The organism is Bacillus sp. UNC438CL73TsuS30 (genome assembly GCF_000482325.1).
Classification (GTDB): Bacteria; Bacillota; Bacilli; order Bacillales; family Cytobacillaceae; genus Neobacillus.
On record NZ_AXVA01000013.1, the window covers coordinates 103078 to 122437 of the forward strand.

Here is a 19360-nt window from a genome sequence, read left to right on the forward strand (position 1 = left end):
GGCCATTAACTTAAGCTATTAAATTTTTATCTTCTTTAGATTCAATGCATATGGCAAGTGATTTCCTAACACACCATCGATTGCTGCCTGAGTTGTCCTAGTTCTAAGCTCAGTGATGGACTCCTCTGAGAAATAAGATGAATGCGGGGTAATTAAGCAGCCCTCCATTGTTAACAATGAATAATCAGGTGCAGGAGGCTCCTGTTCAAGCACATCCAATCCGGCTCCGGCTATGTGGCCCTCCTCAATAGCCTTTTGTAAGTCATTTTCATTTAATACTCCGCCACGGCATGTATTGACCACAAAGGAACCTTTAGGAAGCATTTTCAGGCGTTCATAATTGATTAAATTGTGTGTCTCCGGGGTAAGCGGTACATGAAGACTAATAATATTAGATTGTATTAGCAGCTCATTTAATGAAACTGGAACTGCACCTTGCATTCTTATCGATTCTTCCGAAATATATTCGTCATGAGCCAAAATTCGGACTCCGAATGCTTTTAACTTATCCGCAACCATACGGGCAATACGTCCAAAGCCAATTAATCCAATGGTTCTTGAACTAAAGCGATGAATGGGCTGGGTATCAAGGGGATCCCATTTTCCTTCTCTTACTTTACGACTATATGCTGATAATCTTCGAGTAACCGCAAGAATTAGGGCAACTGTATGATCAGAAACTTCCTCAGCACAATAATCAGGAACATGTGAAACAACTATTCCTTTTTTCGTTGCTGCATCCACATCAACATGATTATAGCCAACTCCTGGTATAGAGATAACTTTACAAGAATTTAACTTTTCAATGATATTAGCTCGGCAATGAAAACCAACCTGTGCTACTACAGCATCAGCAATAGGAGCATAAATCGGTAAATCTTCCTCTAGCGTTTCTGAACGGGTAACTTTTACTTCTATATTATGTTGTTGATACATCTTCATTTCTAAATGATGATCATTCCATTCATCATCTAATATCCAAACTAAGTGCTTACCTTCTCTCACTCTACTTCTCTCCTTTTGCTACTATTGCAGTTGAATTTTTTTTGATTTTTTTTAATGATTTTATTAAAAGTATATTTTGTTCCGAAGTACCAATAGAAATACGGGCATGTGTTTGCAACCCCCAAGCTATACATGGGCGTATAAGAATTCCCTCTTGCATGAGCGCCTGGGAAAGCACCATAACATCTTCTTTCATATCCACGAACAGAAAGTTAGCATGTGATTCGATCACATCAAACCCCAAAGTCTTTAGTTCTTTTGTAAGTTCAAGCATCTCACGCTTATTTTCTCTTAAACTTTTATTTACATATTCTTGATCATCAAGTGCAGCTAAAGCACCTGCATGGGCAATTCGATTAGCAGAAAAAGGTTCCCTTACCGCTTGGATTGGTTCTATATATTCAACGCGTGCAGCAGCATATCCAATCCTAGTCCCCGCCAATCCGTACAATTTTGAAAAAGTCCGAACAAAAATAACAGGATAACCTTCCTTTACAAAATCGATTCCAGTACGATACCTTTCACAATCAATAAATTCGACATATGCTTCATCTAATACCACAATCACATGTGGCGGTATTTTTTTTAGAAATAATTCCAATTCATTTTCTCCCAAAATCGTACCAGTCGGGTTATTGGGATTACATATAAAAATAAGTTTAGTATTTTCATTTATTGCTGTTAGAATTCCTTCAAGATTATAGGTATGATTCTCAAGCAATGGGACCTCAATAGATGTTCCTTCCATAAGCAAGGTAATGGTTCTATACGCCGGGAAAGTAGGGGTACAATAGATAATTTCATCACCAGGGTTAATATAGGCATTACCAATCAAAGTGATGATATTATCCGCACCGTTTGCTATTAGAAATTGTTCAGGATCAATTTTATAGAAATTTCCTAATTTTTCACGTAGTTCCCTGCATGTTGACTCAGGATATAATTGGCTGTCTTTAGCAGCAATTTGCATCGCCTCTACAGCCTTTGGAGATGGTCCAAAAGGATTTTCATTAGAGGCTAGGCGAATGATTTCATCCAATCCCAACTCCCGCTTTACCTCTTCTATTGCCTTGCCAGGAATATAAGGCTTTAGTTTTGTTACACTTTTTCGCCATTGCTCTATCATCAATACAACTCCTTCCGTTAAAATAATCTCTCAGTTGAATTTCCAGATGGAACCAAAATAGAATTACGATATTCACTTGGAGTTTTGCCCACCATTGTTTTAAAAACACGGCTAAAGTAGTGAGAATTACTATATCCAACTTCAAAAGCGATTTGGTAAACCGTATAATTTAAGTCTTTTAGCAATTCTTTCGCTTTTTCAATTCGTAAATAAGTAATATATTCAACAAAATTAGTTCCAGTAGCACTTTTAAAGATTCTACTAAAATAGGTAGGACTCAGATGTACATGACTTGAGACCTTTTCCAAGGTAATTTGTTCTAAATAATGCTGTTCAATATATTCCATAGCCTTCTGGATTGATTTAAGGGTATGATCATTATTATTGGTAGAAACCAGGTCAATAAAGCGATGAATCATATCCCTTATCCACTGTTCCAATTGGACTAAGTTTTCGATAAAGTTTAGGGAAGATGTATATTCCGAAAGGATGAAATGAATTTCTTTTTCATTTGCCCCACCATTGATAGCTGCACGTGCAAGCATAGTTGAAATTTCTGAAAGTTGCAGTTTTAAGGCTTCTGGGTCAACATTCTGCAACGAAAACAATCGCTCTAATAAATTGGTCATATTATCCTTCACAGCTTCAATATCCGCTACCATTAATTTACTTGCTAACGTTGCTACATCCTGATTTGGCAGAAGAAGAAATTCATTTGTAAACCGTTCTACATCATCATGATGGATCACTAAATCCTTCCCTAAAAAGAATTTATGTTTAATAGCGGTTTGTGCTTCTTGATAACTAAAGTGTAAATTCCTTACATCTTCATAATAGTTGCCAATTCCAATCGTTACGCTATACCCTGTATTTTCTTTGATATATGTTTTCGCTTCCTCGGATAATTTCTTAGCATATTGCTTAAATCCTTCATGGTCGTTATTAAAAGGAAATGAGAGGAGGATTGCAAATTTATCTGCTGCCGTTCCCATTGCCAAGCATTCATCTAACTTTTCCATAAAGAATAGACGGGTAACCGTGATAATTTCATTGCGAACAAAATCCTGCCACTGTTTACTCTTTTCCTTATTCTTCAAAAAAAACTCGTCTATTTGAAGGGACATTGCAGTGTTTGGCATGGCAGATAATCCAACTAATTGGCTTTGATCCCAAATCTCTCTAGAATTTTTAATATTCCCATATAATAAATTATAAATAAGTCCGAGTCTTACGGAAGACATAATATTATGTGGATCGTCATTCCTTTGTTGCATCATCTGGTGGGAAAGCTGCGCTTCCACTTTGAGTTCCTGCAACAGGCGATACACTACTTCCTCATCAAACGGCTTACTTAAGCAATCGAAAACACCACTTTTAAAAAACGATCGCATCTCGAGGTCATCATAACGGCTCTTCACCACAACCAATGGTATTGTAATCTTCTTCTTAGCTAATTGTTGAAGAACGACATCTTTAGCCAGTTTCATCATTCCATCGAGGTCTAAAAGAACTGCGATGGTACCCAGCTTAAATGATAAATCATCCTTTAAAAGGTACTTTTTGTCTACTGCTTCTACTATAAAGCCAAATTTATAATCATTATTAATTTGATGAAAGAGATTGATCACATGTTTATCATCTGTTGCGAGGAGTATTAGGTTTTCCATAGAATCACACTCTTTCATTCAAAGTTTAAATATTTGTACCTACTAAATACAATTTAAAAATTTTTCACCTTCACGTTTTTTCCGGTAAACTTTAAATTTAAAAATTGAGTTAGGTATCTATGACTCTGTAAGACACGAGATACCTCACTCAATTTTAATCTAATTTTAATTTTTATTAAACGTTTTCATTTACAGGATAGATTGTATCATAATAATGAATCATTTCTTCGCGCAGACGGCGTGCACCCCAAATTGCGTTTTCTATATGTTCATCAGTAACCACATACTTTTCGACAATCATTTCTCCAAGTCTAGCATGGAATTCTTCATCCTTTTTAATTGTTTCATAGCATCTTGCCAAGTCAGGTAAGCCAATCCGGCGGCAGTTCTCGATTACAATATCATGAGTAGTTGTTGTTGATGTTTCAGAACAGTTCCATACGGCTACTGCACAGGCACGGTCTTTTTCAAGAGCTTCCCAATGAAGGTTTTCCCAACCAAGATGTTGTGCTGGTGGTTCAGTTGGAGCAGTATAACCATGTTTCTCAAGCACTCTACAAATAATCTCATAATGGTGCGCTTCTTCCCACATATGTTTACACAAAGCTGTTACTGTGGTTCTATCGAATTCTTTCCAATAATCATTAATTTGTTTTCCAAGGAAGAAAACATATGCGATTTCTAGCCAAACTCTTTGTTCAATCGCAGTAAAAACTTCTTCCTGAGTTAGGTCTTCCTTTGTCCAGAACTTTTCTGCTTTCTCTTGGGCATAGTTCTTAAGCTCTTCCTTAATGCCTCTAAACTCTGTAAAAAACTCTTCACGTGTCATTGTTGACATTTTAACCACCCCCTTTTTAAAAATTTACTATTCTTACTATTCATAATTATATTTCCCGTCATTATTTTCTGAAAGTACCCATTCTTATGATATCTTACACTTTTTTAACTTACTGGTAGTAAAAATTATTTCACTTCCATCATTGCTTTTAAGCTTTCCTCACGAATTAATTCTGTTAACTGTTCCTTGTAGGCGAGGAAACGGGAGTCCATTTTAATATGATAGGAACGTGGATTCTCCAATTCAATTGGAATATCTGCTTTAATTTTACCGGGTCTTGAGGTCATTACGATCACTCTATTAGCCAGATAAATAGATTCCTCTACATCATGCGTAATAAAGAGAATCGTTTTGTGGGATTTTTCCCAAATTTCAAGCAATAATTCTTGCATTAATGTCCGCGTTTGGTTATCTAGTGCTCCAAATGGTTCATCAAGCAAAAGAATCTCCGGGTCATTTGCCAGTGCTCTCGCGATCGCCACACGCTGCTGCATTCCTCCAGAAAGCTGCCGCGGATAATGTTTCTCAAAGCCCTCAAGCCTGACTAATTCAATATAATTCCTAACAATCTCCTTACGCTGTACTCCACTCAGATCCTTATGTTTCAAGCCAAACTGTATATTTTCTTCTACTGTAAGCCAAGGAAATAACGAATAGGCTTGAAATACCATTCCTCTATTTGAGGATGGACCATAAACTTCTTTGCCGTCAAGATAGACATGTCCTGCCGTCTGCTCCTCAAGACCCGCCACAATCCGAAGTAATGTAGATTTACCGCACCCCGAAGGGCCAAGTATAGTTATGAATTCATTGGGCATAATTTTTAGGTTCGTTGTATTTAGTGCCAGTACTTGTGAATTTTTTTTGTTACCCGAGAAAATCTTTGTGACATCTTTAATTTCCAGCTTTGCATCCACCATCACTCATCACCTTCCATAATGCCATGGGAACATTTTTCTAATTGCCACTTTTAAGATTAAATCAGAAAGTAAACCCAATAATCCGATAGTCAAAATACCAAAAATAATATTTCCGGTTTTTAACATTCGCTGAGACTCTAAAATCAAGCTCCCTATGCCAGAAGATGAGGCAACAAGTTCTGCGACAATAATGTATGACCATGCCCATCCTAGAATCAGCCGGATTATTTCCATAATACCCGGAATGGAAGCAGGAAGGATGACGGAACGCAGTACTCCGAATCTTGTTCTCCCTAGTGTATAGGCTGCTTCTAAAAGCTCTCGTCGAACATTCGCTACCTCAACAGCAGTCATAAGAACTAAGGAGAAGAAGGTTCCAACGAAAATAATCGTAATTTTCTCCAATTCTCCCACACCAATCCATAAAATAAAGAGCGGGATAAATGCAGATGCCGGCATGTATCGAATGGAGGAAATGACTGGTTCAAAAAATGCCTCCACTACTTTAAATGTTCCCATCAAGATACCAAGTGGCAGTCCTACCAGGACAGCAACAATAAAACCAGCAAGCACTCGATAAATCGTAATCGCTATATCATTAATAAACCCATATTCGGTAAATAAGGTTATACCCGAATCGATAATTTGGGTAGGGTTTGGTAGAAATAGCGGATCTACCAAACCTCCATAAGTTAACAACGACCAAATAGCAAACAAAAAAACTATACTTGAGATGCTAATCCCTAAATACAATTTATAGGGTATATTTACCTGGGGCTGAAGCCATTTTCTATTTATGGGTGATCCATTTCGTTCATTTTGAAATGGATCTGTGGATGACTTCTTAACTAATTCCTCGTTTTTCACCACTTTTTCCACAGAACTCCTCCTCTTTATTGCACAAATGAGTAGTCAATAATTTCATCAATATTCGGCTCATTATCGATTAATTTTTGCTGTTTCCAAAAATCCGCGCCTAATTTTGAGAGTTCATGTAATGGTCCAGGATGATCCTTCGTTCCAAAGTATTTTTTATTTCCCGCCTCATCGTAAAACTGCACACCCTGCAATGACTCTTCTAATTCTTTTGGAGATTGCCCCATTGCTTTACCCATAATTTTCAATGCATCTTCCTTATTTGTTTTATAGTACTCGACTGCCTCAAACCAAGATTTTACTAAAGCTTTTACCGCTGTTGGGTTTTCTTTAGTGAAATCTTTTCTCATGGCAATCGTACTAGTAATAACGCCCGGGGAAGCAGCACTAGTCATTAATACACTTCCAAAATTAGTGTGTTTTGCTTTTGTTAACCACGGCTCCCAAGTAACAGCTGCATCTACTTTATTCGCCACGAATGCTGCACCTGCATCTCCAGCCGTCATGTTTTGTGCATCAACATCTTTAAAATCAATTCCCTCTTGCTTTAATAAATAAAGGAACCAAAAGAAGCTTGCCCCGCCGTCTGTCTGAACAGCGACACGCTTACCTTTCAAATCTTTCAAACTCTTAATTTCCTTCTTTGCTACAATCCCATCCCCGCCATGAGAATCATCGAGCGCAACCACCTGAACAACCGGGACATTACTAGCTGCTGTTACCACATGAGTGTCTACAGTGGAAGCAAATCCCTGTAGGCGGTTTGCAGCAAGTGCTGTTCTGCGATCCGTATTACTTTCCATTTTCATCAAATTAACATTAACGCCATTCTTTTTGAAAAATCCTTTTTCCTGTGCAATGTATAGCGGAGAATACCCAACCCAAGTGGCCACGCCCAAATTAATAACATCATTCTTTGCTGATTCCTTGTTTTCAGACTTGGTGCTAGCGGTCCCGGAACATCCTGTCATGGCTAGTAATAAAATAATGAATACTATCAACCCAAATTTTCTCATTAAACTACCACCTTTTTAGAATTTTCAAAAAACTCAAACACATAGGTTATTTATACAATAAGTTTTTATGAAAAAATGCATTTTTTTTACATAGGACAAGATACTGTACAAAAAAATAAATTTTTACACTGTGGAAATATCGTTATCCTTTCCTGATACAACTTACTTTAAATTCCACACCGTATGGAAACTTCCTTCCCGATCAACACGCTGATATGTGTGTGCACCAAAATAGTCTCTTTGGGCTTGAATAAGATTCGCTGGTAATGTTTTTGTCCGATAACTGTCATAGTAGGCTAATGCACTTGAAAATGCCGGTACTGCAACACCTTGCTCGATGGATAGTGTAACCACTTGTCTTAGAGCAGATTGATAGTTTTCCACAATGTCTTTAAAATAAAAATCTAGTAATAAGTTAGGTAGATTAGGATCCCGATCATAAGCATCTTTAATTTTTTGTAAAAATTGTGCCCGAATAATACAACCGCCCCTAAAAATCATGGCAATATCTCCATAGCGGAGATTCCAGTCATATTCTTCTGATGCTGAACGCATTTGAGCAAACCCTTGTGCATACGAACAAATTTTACTCATATATAATGCCTTCCGCACAGCTTCAATTAGCTCTTCTCCATTACCTTCAAACTTTCTTGTTTCCGGACCATTTAATATCTTGCTTGCCTTAACTCGTTCATCTTTCATTGCGGATATATAGCGGGCAAACACAGATTCCGTGATAATTGGAAGCGGAACACCTAAATCCAAGGCACTTTGACTTGTCCATTTACCAGTACCCTTTTGACCTGCTGCATCTAAAATAATGTCAACTATCGGTTTACCTGTTTCATGATCCATCTTCGTAAATATATCAGCGGTAATCTCGATTAAATAACTATCTAATTCACCCTTGTTCCATTCTGCAAAAACCTTATGGAGTTCTTGGGCTTGTAGTCCAAGGACATGTTTCAAAATAAAATATGCTTCAGAGATTAGCTGCATATCCCCATATTCGATTCCGTTATGCACCATTTTTACATAATGTCCGGCGCCATCCGGTCCAATATAGGTACAGCAAGGATCTCCGTTTACTTTTGCGGAAATGGCTTCAAAGATTTCTTTTACCAATTCGTATGCAGCTTTTTGGCCGCCAGGCATAATGGAAGGACCTTTCAACGCCCCTTCTTCTCCACCAGAAACACCTGTTCCAATAAAATGGACACCTATTTCTGCCAATTCCTTATTCCTCTTAATCGTATCCTGGAAAAATGTATTACCGCCATCAATGAGAATATCCCCCTTCTCAAGGAAAGGTTTTAAAGAATTGATGATGGCATCTGTTGGTGCACCAGCTTTGACCATTAATATAATTTTCCGCGGACTTTCTAAGGACTCAACGAATTCTTTAATTTCATAAGTCCCAACAAAATTCTTGCCCTCTGCTTCACTCTTTAAAAACTCTTCTGTTTTTTCTGAAGAACGGTTATACACGGATACCGAGTAACCTCTACTTTCAATATTTAATGCGAGGTTTTTTCCCATAACCGCTAAACCAATTACCCCAATTTGATTCTTTACCATTTCCATCCTTCCTTTCATATATTTCGCTTATAACCTAGACTCAAGCTCTTTCTTTTCCTTTTCAAAGCCTGGTTTTCCAAGTAACGCAAACATATTCTTTTTGTAAGCTTCAACACCTGGCTGATCATAGGGATTTACACCTAGAAGATGACCACTAATCGCACACGCCTTCTCGAAAAAGTAAATCATTTCACCAATGGTAAATTCATTAATTTCATCTAGTTCTACAATTAAGTTTGGGACCCCGCCATCAATATGAGCTAATACAGTACCTTGAAATGCTTTTTTATTGACTTCATCCATTGTCTTTCCAGCAAGGAAGTTTAACCCATCAATATTTTCTATGTCACTTTGAATCAACCATTCTACCTTAGGTTTTCTAATCTGTATAACCGTTTCAATTAAATTTCGTCTGCCTTCCTGCACATATTGACCCATGGAATGCAGATCAGTTGAAAAATCAACTGCTGCTGGAAAAAGACCTTTCTGATCTTTCCCTTCACTTTCCCCAAACAGCTGCTTCCACCATTCTGCTACAAAATGCATTGATGGTTCGTAATTAACCAATAATTCGATTTCTTTGCCTTTGTTGTAAAAAGCATTACGAACAGCCGCATATTGATAACATTCATTGGTTAAAAGCTCCGGGTTGTTAAATCTATGGTAGGCCTCTCTAGCCCCTTCCATTATGCGGTCGATATCCAATCCAGCTGTGGCAATAGGCAAAAGGCCGACTGCAGTCATTACAGAGTACCTTCCACCTATATCATCAGGAATGACAAAAGTTTGATATCCTTCTTCGTCTGCAAGCTTTTTTAAGGCACCCTTTGCTTGATCAGTGGTAGCAAAAATCCGTTTTCTTGCCTCTTCCTTTCCATAGCGTTTCTCCATATAGTTACGGAAAATGCGGAAGGCCATCGCCGGTTCTGTCGTTGTACCAGATTTAGAGATGACATTTATCGAGATTTCCTTTCCTTCCAAGTGCTCTAATAAATCGGAAATGTAAGTAGCACTAATATTATGACCGGCATAATAAATTTGGGTATTCCCTTCCATTTGGTTATGAAAGGTATGGGACAAAGCATCAATTACTGCCCTTGCACCCAAATAAGAACCGCCAATTCCAATGACAATCAGAGCATCGGAATTTTTCCGTATCCAACCTGCAGCTTCCTTTATTCGCTCAAATTCTTCTTTATCATAAGTAATTGGCCAATCTACCCATCCAAGAAAGTCAGATCCGGGTCCGTGTTTTTCATGTAACATGGTATGGGCTGTTTTCACAAACTCACTTAAATGTTCCACTTCATTTTTTTTCATAAATGATAATGCCTTGGTGTAATCAAAAGAAATTGCCATATTAATCTTCTCCTCCCACAAAAAAATGTATATATATCAAATTGGCGATCGAAAAATATTTACCACCAATGAAATCCATCCTTAGCTAATAATTGATGGGCCTCAACCGGCCCCATTGAACCCGACTGATAATGGTGCAACGGGAGGATGTTCTCTTCAAATGCTTCCAAAATGGGTTGTACCCACTTCCAAGATAATTCCACTTCATTCCAATTAGTAAAGAAAGACTGGTCGCCGCGCAGGGCATCAAAAATTAACATTTCATAAGCTTCCGGGACATTTTTTTCTGTAGATACGAAATCCACTGTAAAAGGCTCTATCTTCCCATTATTTAATGGATTTTTACTATTCAGCTGGAAGGAAACACCTTGATTCGGACTAATCTCTATCATTAAAAGATTTGGGGGTGTTTCTTCATTTCGATCCATGTATAAACTTTTGATCGGATTTTTATATTCAATTACAACCCTTGTCGATTTGTCCTGCATTCTTTTACCTGTACGAATATAAAATGGGACGCCTCCCCAAAAAGCATTATCAATCCACAAACGAGCAGCTATAAATGTATCACTAGTGGAAGAATCTCGAACCCCTGGTTCTTCTTGATATCCTACAACCGGGTCACCATCAATTTCTCCTGCAACATATTGGCCACGTATTACATTTAAACCCACATCACCTTTTTGTAATGGTCTTAATGATTCAATAACCTCCCTTTTTACATTTTGAATTTCTTTAGTGTCCATTTGGTTAGGTAGGTGCATGGCTGTCATCATCAAAATTTGCAGCATATGATTTTGGAACATATCTCGAATTGCCCCCGCCTGGTCATAATAGCCCGCCCTCTCTTCTACCCCAACTGTTTCACTTGCTGTTATTTGGACATTTGCAATGTGTTTGTTGTTCCATAGGGTTTGCAGGACTGGATTAGCAAATCCTAACGCCTCTAAGTTCTGGACCATTGGTTTTCCAAGATAATGATCTATCCGAAAAATTTCCTCCTCTTGAAAGGCTTTACTTAATTTTTCATTAAGGATTCTTGCCGACTTCAAGTCATGTCCAAACGGCTTTTCAATGATGAGACGTTTCCAGCCTTTTGATACATCGAGTCCACTTTCCTTGATATTGGTTGTAATGACATCAACAAATTTTGGTGCAACTGATAAATAAAAAAGACGATTTTCCGGAATATTGAACTCTTCTTCGTGTTTTTGAATGGCATCGATTAACGTTATATACCCACTTCTATTCGTGACATCTAAAGAGCAAAAATGAAATAAACGGAGAAACTCTTCCGTCTTGGCAGTATCATTGTCAAAACGTCTAGAAAACGTTTCCAAAGATTCTTTTACATAATTTTGAAATACTGCATCTGACCAATCCCTCCGCCCTATTCCAACAACAGAGAACGAGTTAGGCATTTTTTTATCTAAAAATAAATTATAAAGCGCAGGGTATATTTTCCGCTTTGCTAAATCTCCCGATGCCCCAAATAGAACAAAGGTCATCGAGTCCAGTTTCAATTCCTTAAAGTCATCGTGAGCATTCTCTTCAAAATAAACGTCGCGATGAATTGTTACGTCATTCATTCGATTCCCTCCTATATTTTTTTAAAAAGGCTAAGAAAGTGATGGTTTTGTAAAGTTTCTTACCTATAAAGTTTTCAGCATATTCAGTATAATTTAGTTATAAATGTTATGTAAGTACGCACTTTAAACACATATAGTTACAAAATGTATACCATTAGGAAAATCAGGAGGTATAAAAATGGGTCATATTTGTGGAAAAACATATAACTGTGAAAAGGAATTAACACTTGGAATTATTGGAGGTAAATGGAAAATGCTTATCATGTGGCATTTAGGGAAGGAAGGAACCAAACGATTTAATGAATTAAGGTCACTAATTCCTGAAATTACACAAAGGATGCTGGTAAACCAATTACGTGAGCTCGAAGAAGATCTTATTGTTTCAAGAAAAGTTTATCCTGTTGTTCCACCTAAAGTGGAATATTCTCTTACAAATCACGGCGAAAGCTTAATGCCCATTCTTGAGTCAATGTATGTTTGGGGAAAAAACTATATGGAGAATGTCATAGAAATTCCAGAACCATTGAGAAAATCTATGAAAAAAACTTAAATCTAAAAAACCACATGCAGCTGATATGCAAATGTGGTTTTTTTATTCTCTTCAATCTTGTCTCCTCTAGGTATACTTTTTAACACTATATGAGTTTAAAGTGCGTACTTCCCTTTTCTAAAAGTCAAATCTAAAATGAAGTTGTGGTTGAAAATTTCAAAAAATAAAAAAACAGGAGTGAAGAATTCATGGAACTACAATTAGCTTTAGATCTTGTTAATATCCCAGAAGGTATCGAGGTGGTAAAGGAAGTAGCAGAGCATATTGATATCGTCGAGATTGGTACACCTGTTGTCATTAATGAAGGGCTTAGAGCAGTAAAAGAAATTAAACAAGCCTTTCCATCTTTACAAGTTTTAGCCGATTTGAAAATTATGGATGCAGGTGCCTACGAAGTAATGAAGGCTTCAGAAGCCGGTGCTGATATTATCACTGTTCTTGGTGCTACAGACAATTCAACCATTAAAGGTGCTGTAGAAGAAGCAAGAAAACAAGGTACCAAAATCCTTATCGATATGATCAATGTTAAAAATTTAGAACAACGGGCCAAAGAAGTGGATGAATTAGGTGTCGATTATATTTGTGTACACACAGGCTATGACCTTCAAGCTGCTGGAGAAAGCCCTTTTGAACAGCTTCAAACCATTAAGCGCGTTGTAAAAAATGCAAAAACAGCTGTTGCAGGCGGCATTAAATTAAATACATTGCCTGAAGTTGTACAATCCCAGCCAGACCTTGTGATTGTCGGTGGCGGTATTACGGGCCAAGAGGATAAAAAAGCAGTAGCTGCCAAAATGGAAGAATTAATCAAAGAAAAAGCTCATGCATAAAAAGGAAGATGAGTCATATGCAAACGACTGAATTCTTAAGTGAAATTATTCGAGAGTTACATCATACTTCTTCCTTAATCGCAGATGAAGATGCTGAAAAGTTAGTAAATACTATTTTTGAATCTAACAAAATTTTTGTAGCTGGAGCAGGACGGTCTGGATTTATGTCCAAATCCTTTGCAATGCGGATGATGCACATGGGGATTGATGCCTATGTGGTCGGGGAAACTGTGACAGCAAACATGGAAAAAGATGATTTATTAATTATTGCATCCGGCTCAGGGGAAACAAAAGGTTTGGTTTCAATAGCTGAGAAAGCTAGGAAAATTGGCGGAAAAGTCGCTGCTGTAACAATTTATCCTGATTCAACGATTGGAAGTTTAGCTGATTTTGCTGTTAAATTACCCGGGGCCCCAAAAGACCAGTTCGAAAGTGACTTTAAAACCATTCAGCCGATGGGATCATTATTTGAACAAACACTTTTGTTATTCTTTGATGCCGTTATTCTAAGATTTATGAACAAAAAAGGTCTCAATTCTCAGACAATGTATGGAAAACATGCAAATCTTGAATAAAATTTAATTCTTAACAAAAAGCTCTCGCTATAAAGCGAGAGCTTTATTTTATTCGGCGCTGACTATATATTTTTGTATCAAAACCTCTTTGGTTTAACCAATGGTAGGTATACCCAGTAATCATCACAGGAGCACGTTGTAATTCTGAGATAGATTTTGCCCCTATTGCGGTCATAATCATCACTAAATCTTGGTGAAAGCGATGAATCTCTTCTTGTAATGCATCTCTTCCGTTCTTTACGAGTAATCGCAAAAAATGACCTGACATCCCAACTGCATTAGCTCCAATGGCCAGCCCTTTTGCAATGTCATGACTAGTACGAAAACCACCCGAGCCAATAATAGAAAGGGGAGTTGAATGGTTTGATGCTTCAAGGATTGAGATAGCCGTAGGGATCCCCCATTCATTGAAAAAAGCAAGTGGCTTCCTATTACGCTTATTTTCGATTTCAGCAAAATTGGTCCCGCCAAATCCGCCTACATCAACAGCTGAAACCCCGATAGATGAAAGCCTTTCAACTGTTTCTTTACACATTCCAAAGCCAACTTCTTTTGCAAAAACAGGTACATCAACCGCATCCACGATCATTTCAATCCGTTTCATTGCACCAGAAAAATCCCGGTCCCCTTCAGGCATGGCTAATTCCTGGATAACATTTAAATGAATTTGCAAGGCATTTGCATCAATCATTTCAACAGCTTCTTTTGCCTGTTCCGGTGTAGCTTCACTGCCCAGATTGGCAATTATAATCCCTGTTGGATTTTCCCTTCGAACAACCTCATACGTATATTTCTGCTGTTTGTCTTTTAACGCAGACATTTGCGATCCTACAGCCATTGCAATACCAGTATTTTTTGCAACAGCAGCGAGCTCTTTGTTAATTTCAAAGGTTTTTTCACCGCCGCCGCCCGTCATTGCATTGATAAAAATTGGCGAACTTAAAGAAAGTTCGCCAATTGAATGGTCTATTCGAACATCGGACACATTAATATCCGGTAAGCTCTGGTGAATAAAATGAACATCTTCAAATGCTGCTGAGCGTTCCTGTTTTGTTTCTAAGGCGTAGCGTATGTGGTCCCATTTTCGTTCAAATCTAGACACGTAAAATCACCATTATTTTCTAAGATTCTTTAATTGTTCTCCAATTACTTCTCCAAGCTGAAACCCTTTTGACTCCTCAGGAAGTTCATAGTCGAAGTTTTCTTCTACATCTTTTTCAAGAAGTTCTTTAATACTTAAAGATAGACGCTGTTCTTGTTCATTTACTTCAAGAACCTTAACTTTCACTTCTTGGCCTTCTTTTAATACTTCATGTGGTGTGGCGATATGCTTATGGGCAATCTGGGAGATATGGACAAGGCCTTCCACGCCAGGAAAAACTTCAACAAATGCACCATAAGATACAATTCTCTTCACTGTACCTTCAAAAATACTACCTTTTGGCGCTCTTTCTGAAATATTAGCCCAAGGTCCAGGCAATGTTTCTTTAATGGATAAAGAAATTCGTTCATTATCACGATCAACGTTTAGTACCTTAACTTGGACCTTTTGCCCTTCCTGAACAACATCTGTTGGTCTGTCAACATGTTCGTGTGACAATTGTGAAATATGAACAAGTCCATCAATACCACCGATATCAACAAAAGCCCCGAAATCAGTAATTCTTTGAACAGTTCCGTCAATCACTTGTCCTGCAGTTAAGGAGTCAAGAAGATTTTGCTTTTTCTTCCCTTTTTCTTCCTCTACCACAGCACGATGGGAAAGGATTAAGCGGTTCTTTTCTTTATCAAGTTCAACGATTTTAAAGGTTAGATTTTTTCCTTTATAATCCGAAAAATCTTCTACGAAGTAAGCCTCTACTAATGAAGCTGGAACAAAACCACGAACTCCAAGGTCAACAACAAGTCCACCCTTAACAACATCTTTAACCTCGGTTTCAATAATTTCGCCATTTTGGAATTGCTTTTCGAGTTGATCCCAGGCTTTAAGAGCATCAACTTTTCTTTTGGAGAGAATCAAGGCATCCTCTTCCACTTTCAGTACCTCAAGTTCGAGTTCATCGCCTTCTGAAACAACATCTGAAGCTTTTTCAATATGCAGGCTAGAGAGCTCACTTATTGGAATAATTCCATCAAGTTTACTGTCCTGAAGGTTTACTACTACCTGCTTTTCTTCTACTTTTGAAACTTGTCCTGTAACTTTATCACCAACTTCAAAAGATCTTACTTCTACTTGATTCATTTCTTCCGACATATGTATTCCTCCTTAATCCAATTACTGCAAGAATCTATTGATTGGGGTGTTTACTCCATCCCATTAAAAAAACACTTCATAAGATAAGCTTGAGAATATTCTAAAAAAAATCTCTTTTATTTAACTTCTTACAAATAGCTTGTTTTGTCAAGTAGAACCTATCGGTACTCTGTAATAAGTTTCTGAATTTCGGCCATAATCAAATCAGTCACTTCTTCGGGAGATGCTTTTGCCTTTCTGAGTTCATCCATTTGCATTGGCTTTCCATAAACAACTTTTAATTTTCGAAAGGCTTTATATGGACCAATTACCGCACATGGCACAACCTGTGCATTCGATCTTAGGGCAAAAAAGCCAACTCCAGCTAGACCTTTTCCCAATTCCCCTGTTTTACTCCTTGTTCCCTCAGGGAAAATTCCTAGAATATGACCTTCTTTTAAAACACTTAACCCTTTTCTTAAGGCATCTCGATCACTCATACCTCTTTTCACTGGAAAGGCATTACATCTCCTAATAATCCCCCCTAATATTGGAACTGCAAATAATTCTTCCTTTGCCATATAATATACCGTTCTAGCAATCATAATGCCGACAACGGGTGGGTCAAAGTTATTGATATGATTGGAACATAAAAGAACACCACCCTCTTTAGGAATGTTTTCGGTCCCAATCGCTTCTATCCGATATAAGGGCTTTAAAATTGAATAGGCGACAGACTTAGCGAAAGTATAAAATTTCACCCTTTAACCAACCCTCTCCAGCACTAGTTCCATTATTTTTTCAACTACTTCAGGAATGGTCATCGAAGTCGTATCTATTTCAACTGCATCGTCCGCTTTTTTCAGTGGTGCAATCTCTCTTTCAGAATCAATTTTATCTCTACGAGCAATTTCTTGCTTTAATTTTTCCAAATCGGAAGGAAAGCCCTTTTCAAGATTCTCGGCATGACGTCTTTCAGCTCTTTCATCCACACTGGCCAGTAAAAATACTTTTACTTCTGCGTGGGGCAATACATGTGTACCGATATCTCTTCCGTCCATCACAACACCGCCATTTGAAGCAAGTGCCTGTTGTCTTTTTACCATTTCTTCACGAATTTTTTGTTGTTTCGCAACAATTGAAACCGAGTTAGTTACTTCGGCAGAACGAATGGCGGTTGTAACATCGCTTTGGTCAAGATAAACTAATTGTCCATTTTCAGACGGCGCCAATACAATTTCGGTTGTGAGAAGTGTATCGTATAGGGCTTCTTCATCTTCAAAATTTAATTTTTTTTGGATTGCTTTATATGTTAAAGCCCGGTACATTGCACCTGTATCTATGTATATATACGATAATTTTTCCGCTGCGATTTTTGCTACTGTACTTTTTCCGGCTGCAGCAGGACCGTCAATTGCGATTGAAATCTTCTTATTGTCCATAAATCCTCCTAAAACTTCATGATCCGTTAGGACCTCTTCTATTATTTATTTTACCATAAGAAATTGAGATACTTCCCTTTTTTACTCCTTAATATTTGAATTTCTTATTAGAGCTATTCTTATAAAAAAGAAAAAGAAAGCAAGTCAACCTGCTTTCATTTTCCGGATAGTGTCTGAATGATTTCAGTAAATGAATTTTCACTAACACCTTCATATTTTGTTAATTGTGTTAACTCTGGAAAAATATCATATTGGTGTAATAAAATCTGAGTTAAAATGAGGAAAACAAATTGGATTATAACCATTTTTATAAGTACTCTTTCTAAAACTTTCATAGGATCACTCCAATAATAAATTATTCCTATTATTGGAGCGGTTTTTCATTTTTATTCACGGACTCAAAGAACATCGTTATAAATGGCTTCAGCATTTTTGAGCTTTTCTACATCTTCCTCAATTCCATTTTGTGCATTAATGAAAATTCGGTACGTGTCTTCCCCAATTGTGCCGAGGAACTCATAACACAATACCTCTTTATTTAGATCGTTGACTATAATGGCCTCACGGTCATCCATTACTTTAAATTTAGGATTGACCTTTGAACGGGCCTGTTTCATTGTAATCGCAGGTGAAGGAATTTTCCGATCATGATGTGTCTTTAAATACTCTTCTGCAGAAACACCGATAATATCACCGTTATCAAGAGCAACCTTAACTTTAATGGATTCTGGATAAACCCTAACCTTGTTAAGAGTTGTTACAAAATTTAAAACACCGATATTATCATATTGTGTGCTTTCAAACAGCTCTAGATCTGCAAAGCCCTGATCCTTTAAAAATTTTGCTGCTCGATTTCCCGCATCATTTAAGCTCATCGTTTGTTTCTTTACATCCCGATGATTAATAAACCAAATTGGAAATCCGCCTTTTTTGGTAATATCCATACTTGCTTCTTGACCTGTTTTGCTATTTTTAATGGAAACACTATAAAATCCATAATCCGAACCTTTTCCATTTTCAGTAACCTTTACTTTAGAATCCCCATCAAACTTCATATATTTTTTTGCTTCGCTTACTGCTTCAGTCCGTGTAATTTTCTTTCCTTTAATATTTTTAAAGTTTTCATCTTTTTTTTGCATATTGGCAAAGGTGGGCCCTAAGTCTGTTTCGTCGTAGCCAGTTACCGTTTTTTCTACCGTTTTAAAACCATCAATAATGGTATTGTCTGTCATTTCCTTGCCAGAAGCTAATGCGAGTTCAACATCCATCCAGCGTAGATTATTTTTTAATACCATTGCTTGAACATTCCGGAGTTCGTTTTGAATTTCTCCTGACTGTTTATAAAGAACCTTCAAGGAGTTATATTCTTTATCCGTCAGCGGTTCCTTATCTAAATCTCTTATCGCTGTACGATAACTAAAATTCCCAATATTCGCTAAGAATTCTTCCGTTTTATTGAAGGGAAGCAATGTTAGCGGCAATTGACCAACATCATTATGGGCCTCTGAAGTAATTCTCCATACCTCTGCAAGAGATGGAGATAATGAGTGTCTTGAATTCATCGCAAGTGTGGTTCCGATTTTATCGTGCAATAAATCAACTTGATAGGTAAGACCATGAAATGCTCGTTGGTAGTTGTTTTCAGCATTTAAAAGGACTGCATTTTTTTCCTGGTGTTCTTGATACCCCCAAAAGGCGGTTCCGGCAACACCAATGGTCAAAACCCCGATTAAGATTCCTCTAATCATCTCTACAC

General features: G+C 37.5%; 19 protein-coding genes. 3 read left to right on the forward strand and 16 right to left on the reverse strand.

What is annotated here, in order from left to right; translation table 11 throughout:
- Positions 1 to 18 precede the first annotated feature (18 nt).
- The 10 genes from M028_RS0107145 to zwf form a co-directional block, all read right to left on the reverse strand.
- Entirely contained in the window at positions 19 to 1005 is a 987-nt protein-coding gene (locus tag M028_RS0107145; RefSeq protein WP_026573292.1) for a C-terminal binding protein, read from the reverse strand.
- 1 nt (position 1006) lies between these two features.
- Complete coding sequence (hisC, locus tag M028_RS0107150; RefSeq protein ID WP_026573293.1) at positions 1007 to 2131, reverse strand: histidinol-phosphate transaminase; 1125 nt, start codon at positions 2129 to 2131, stop codon at positions 1007 to 1009.
- A 17-nt stretch (positions 2132 to 2148) separates the two neighbouring features.
- Positions 2149 to 3798: a helix-turn-helix domain-containing protein gene (locus M028_RS0107155; RefSeq protein ID WP_026573294.1), complete on the reverse strand. Its 1650-nt coding sequence runs from the start codon at positions 3796 to 3798 to the stop codon at positions 2149 to 2151.
- Between the two features lie 175 nt (positions 3799 to 3973).
- Positions 3974 to 4636 (reverse strand): hypothetical protein, encoded by a 663-nt coding sequence (locus M028_RS0107160; RefSeq protein WP_026573295.1) that lies wholly within the window; start codon positions 4634 to 4636, stop codon positions 3974 to 3976.
- A gap of 125 nt (positions 4637 to 4761) precedes the next feature.
- A complete protein-coding gene (locus tag M028_RS0107165) occupies positions 4762 to 5556 on the reverse strand; it encodes an ABC transporter ATP-binding protein (protein WP_026573296.1) in 795 nt (264 codons plus the stop codon).
- A gap of 6 nt (positions 5557 to 5562) precedes the next feature.
- Positions 5563 to 6435 carry an ABC transporter permease gene (locus M028_RS0107170; protein WP_231510782.1) on the reverse strand — a complete coding sequence of 291 codons (873 nt, stop codon included), beginning with the start codon at positions 6433 to 6435 and terminating at the stop codon, positions 5563 to 5565.
- A 14-nt stretch (positions 6436 to 6449) separates the two neighbouring features.
- A complete protein-coding gene (locus M028_RS0107175) occupies positions 6450 to 7448 on the reverse strand; it encodes an ABC transporter substrate-binding protein (protein ID WP_026573298.1) in 999 nt (332 codons plus the stop codon).
- Positions 7449 to 7610: 162 nt separating this feature from the next.
- The gene (gene gndA, locus M028_RS0107180) at positions 7611 to 9026 is read right to left on the reverse strand and encodes an NADP-dependent phosphogluconate dehydrogenase (protein ID WP_026573299.1); all 1416 of its coding nucleotides are present in this window, start codon (positions 9024 to 9026) and stop codon (positions 7611 to 7613) included.
- A 27-nt stretch (positions 9027 to 9053) separates the two neighbouring features.
- Entirely contained in the window at positions 9054 to 10385 is a 1332-nt protein-coding gene (locus M028_RS0107185) for a glucose-6-phosphate isomerase (RefSeq protein ID WP_026573300.1), read from the reverse strand.
- Positions 10386 to 10444: 59 nt separating this feature from the next.
- A complete protein-coding gene (gene zwf / locus M028_RS0107190; RefSeq protein ID WP_026573301.1) occupies positions 10445 to 11902 on the reverse strand; it encodes a glucose-6-phosphate dehydrogenase in 1458 nt (485 codons plus the stop codon).
- Between the two features lie 250 nt (positions 11903 to 12152).
- Between zwf and M028_RS0107195 the strand changes: the two genes are divergently transcribed.
- From M028_RS0107195 to hxlB, 3 genes are all read left to right on the forward strand, one after another.
- Entirely contained in the window at positions 12153 to 12524 is a 372-nt protein-coding gene (locus M028_RS0107195) for a winged helix-turn-helix transcriptional regulator (RefSeq protein ID WP_026573302.1), read from the forward strand.
- A gap of 188 nt (positions 12525 to 12712) precedes the next feature.
- The gene (gene hxlA / locus M028_RS0107200; protein ID WP_026573303.1) at positions 12713 to 13354 is read left to right on the forward strand and encodes a 3-hexulose-6-phosphate synthase; all 642 of its coding nucleotides are present in this window, start codon (positions 12713 to 12715) and stop codon (positions 13352 to 13354) included.
- 17 nt (positions 13355 to 13371) lie between these two features.
- Positions 13372 to 13929 (forward strand): 6-phospho-3-hexuloisomerase, encoded by a 558-nt coding sequence (gene hxlB / locus M028_RS0107205; RefSeq protein WP_026573304.1) that lies wholly within the window; start codon positions 13372 to 13374, stop codon positions 13927 to 13929.
- Positions 13930 to 13972: 43 nt separating this feature from the next.
- Here hxlB and fni read toward each other — a convergent pair whose 3' ends face one another.
- The 6 genes from fni to ypeB all read right to left on the reverse strand — a co-directional run bounded on the left by fni (position 13973) and on the right by ypeB (position 19352).
- Positions 13973 to 15031, reverse strand: a complete 1059-nt coding sequence (gene fni / locus M028_RS0107210) for a type 2 isopentenyl-diphosphate Delta-isomerase (protein WP_026573305.1) — start codon at positions 15029 to 15031, stop codon at positions 13973 to 13975.
- 12 nt (positions 15032 to 15043) lie between these two features.
- Entirely contained in the window at positions 15044 to 16183 is a 1140-nt protein-coding gene (gene rpsA, locus M028_RS0107215) for a 30S ribosomal protein S1 (RefSeq protein ID WP_026573306.1), read from the reverse strand.
- 158 nt (positions 16184 to 16341) lie between these two features.
- Positions 16342 to 16923, reverse strand: a complete 582-nt coding sequence (locus tag M028_RS0107220; protein WP_026573307.1) for a lysophospholipid acyltransferase family protein — start codon at positions 16921 to 16923, stop codon at positions 16342 to 16344.
- Positions 16924 to 16926: 3 nt separating this feature from the next.
- On the reverse strand, positions 16927 to 17604 hold the full coding sequence (cmk, locus tag M028_RS0107225; protein ID WP_026573308.1) for a (d)CMP kinase: 678 nt from the start codon (positions 17602 to 17604) through the stop codon (positions 16927 to 16929).
- A 155-nt stretch (positions 17605 to 17759) separates the two neighbouring features.
- Positions 17760 to 17939: a YpfB family protein gene (locus M028_RS0107230; protein WP_026573309.1), complete on the reverse strand. Its 180-nt coding sequence runs from the start codon at positions 17937 to 17939 to the stop codon at positions 17760 to 17762.
- Between the two features lie 63 nt (positions 17940 to 18002).
- Positions 18003 to 19352 (reverse strand): germination protein YpeB, encoded by a 1350-nt coding sequence (gene ypeB / locus M028_RS0107235; RefSeq protein WP_026573310.1) that lies wholly within the window; start codon positions 19350 to 19352, stop codon positions 18003 to 18005.
- Positions 19353 to 19360 lie beyond the last annotated feature (8 nt).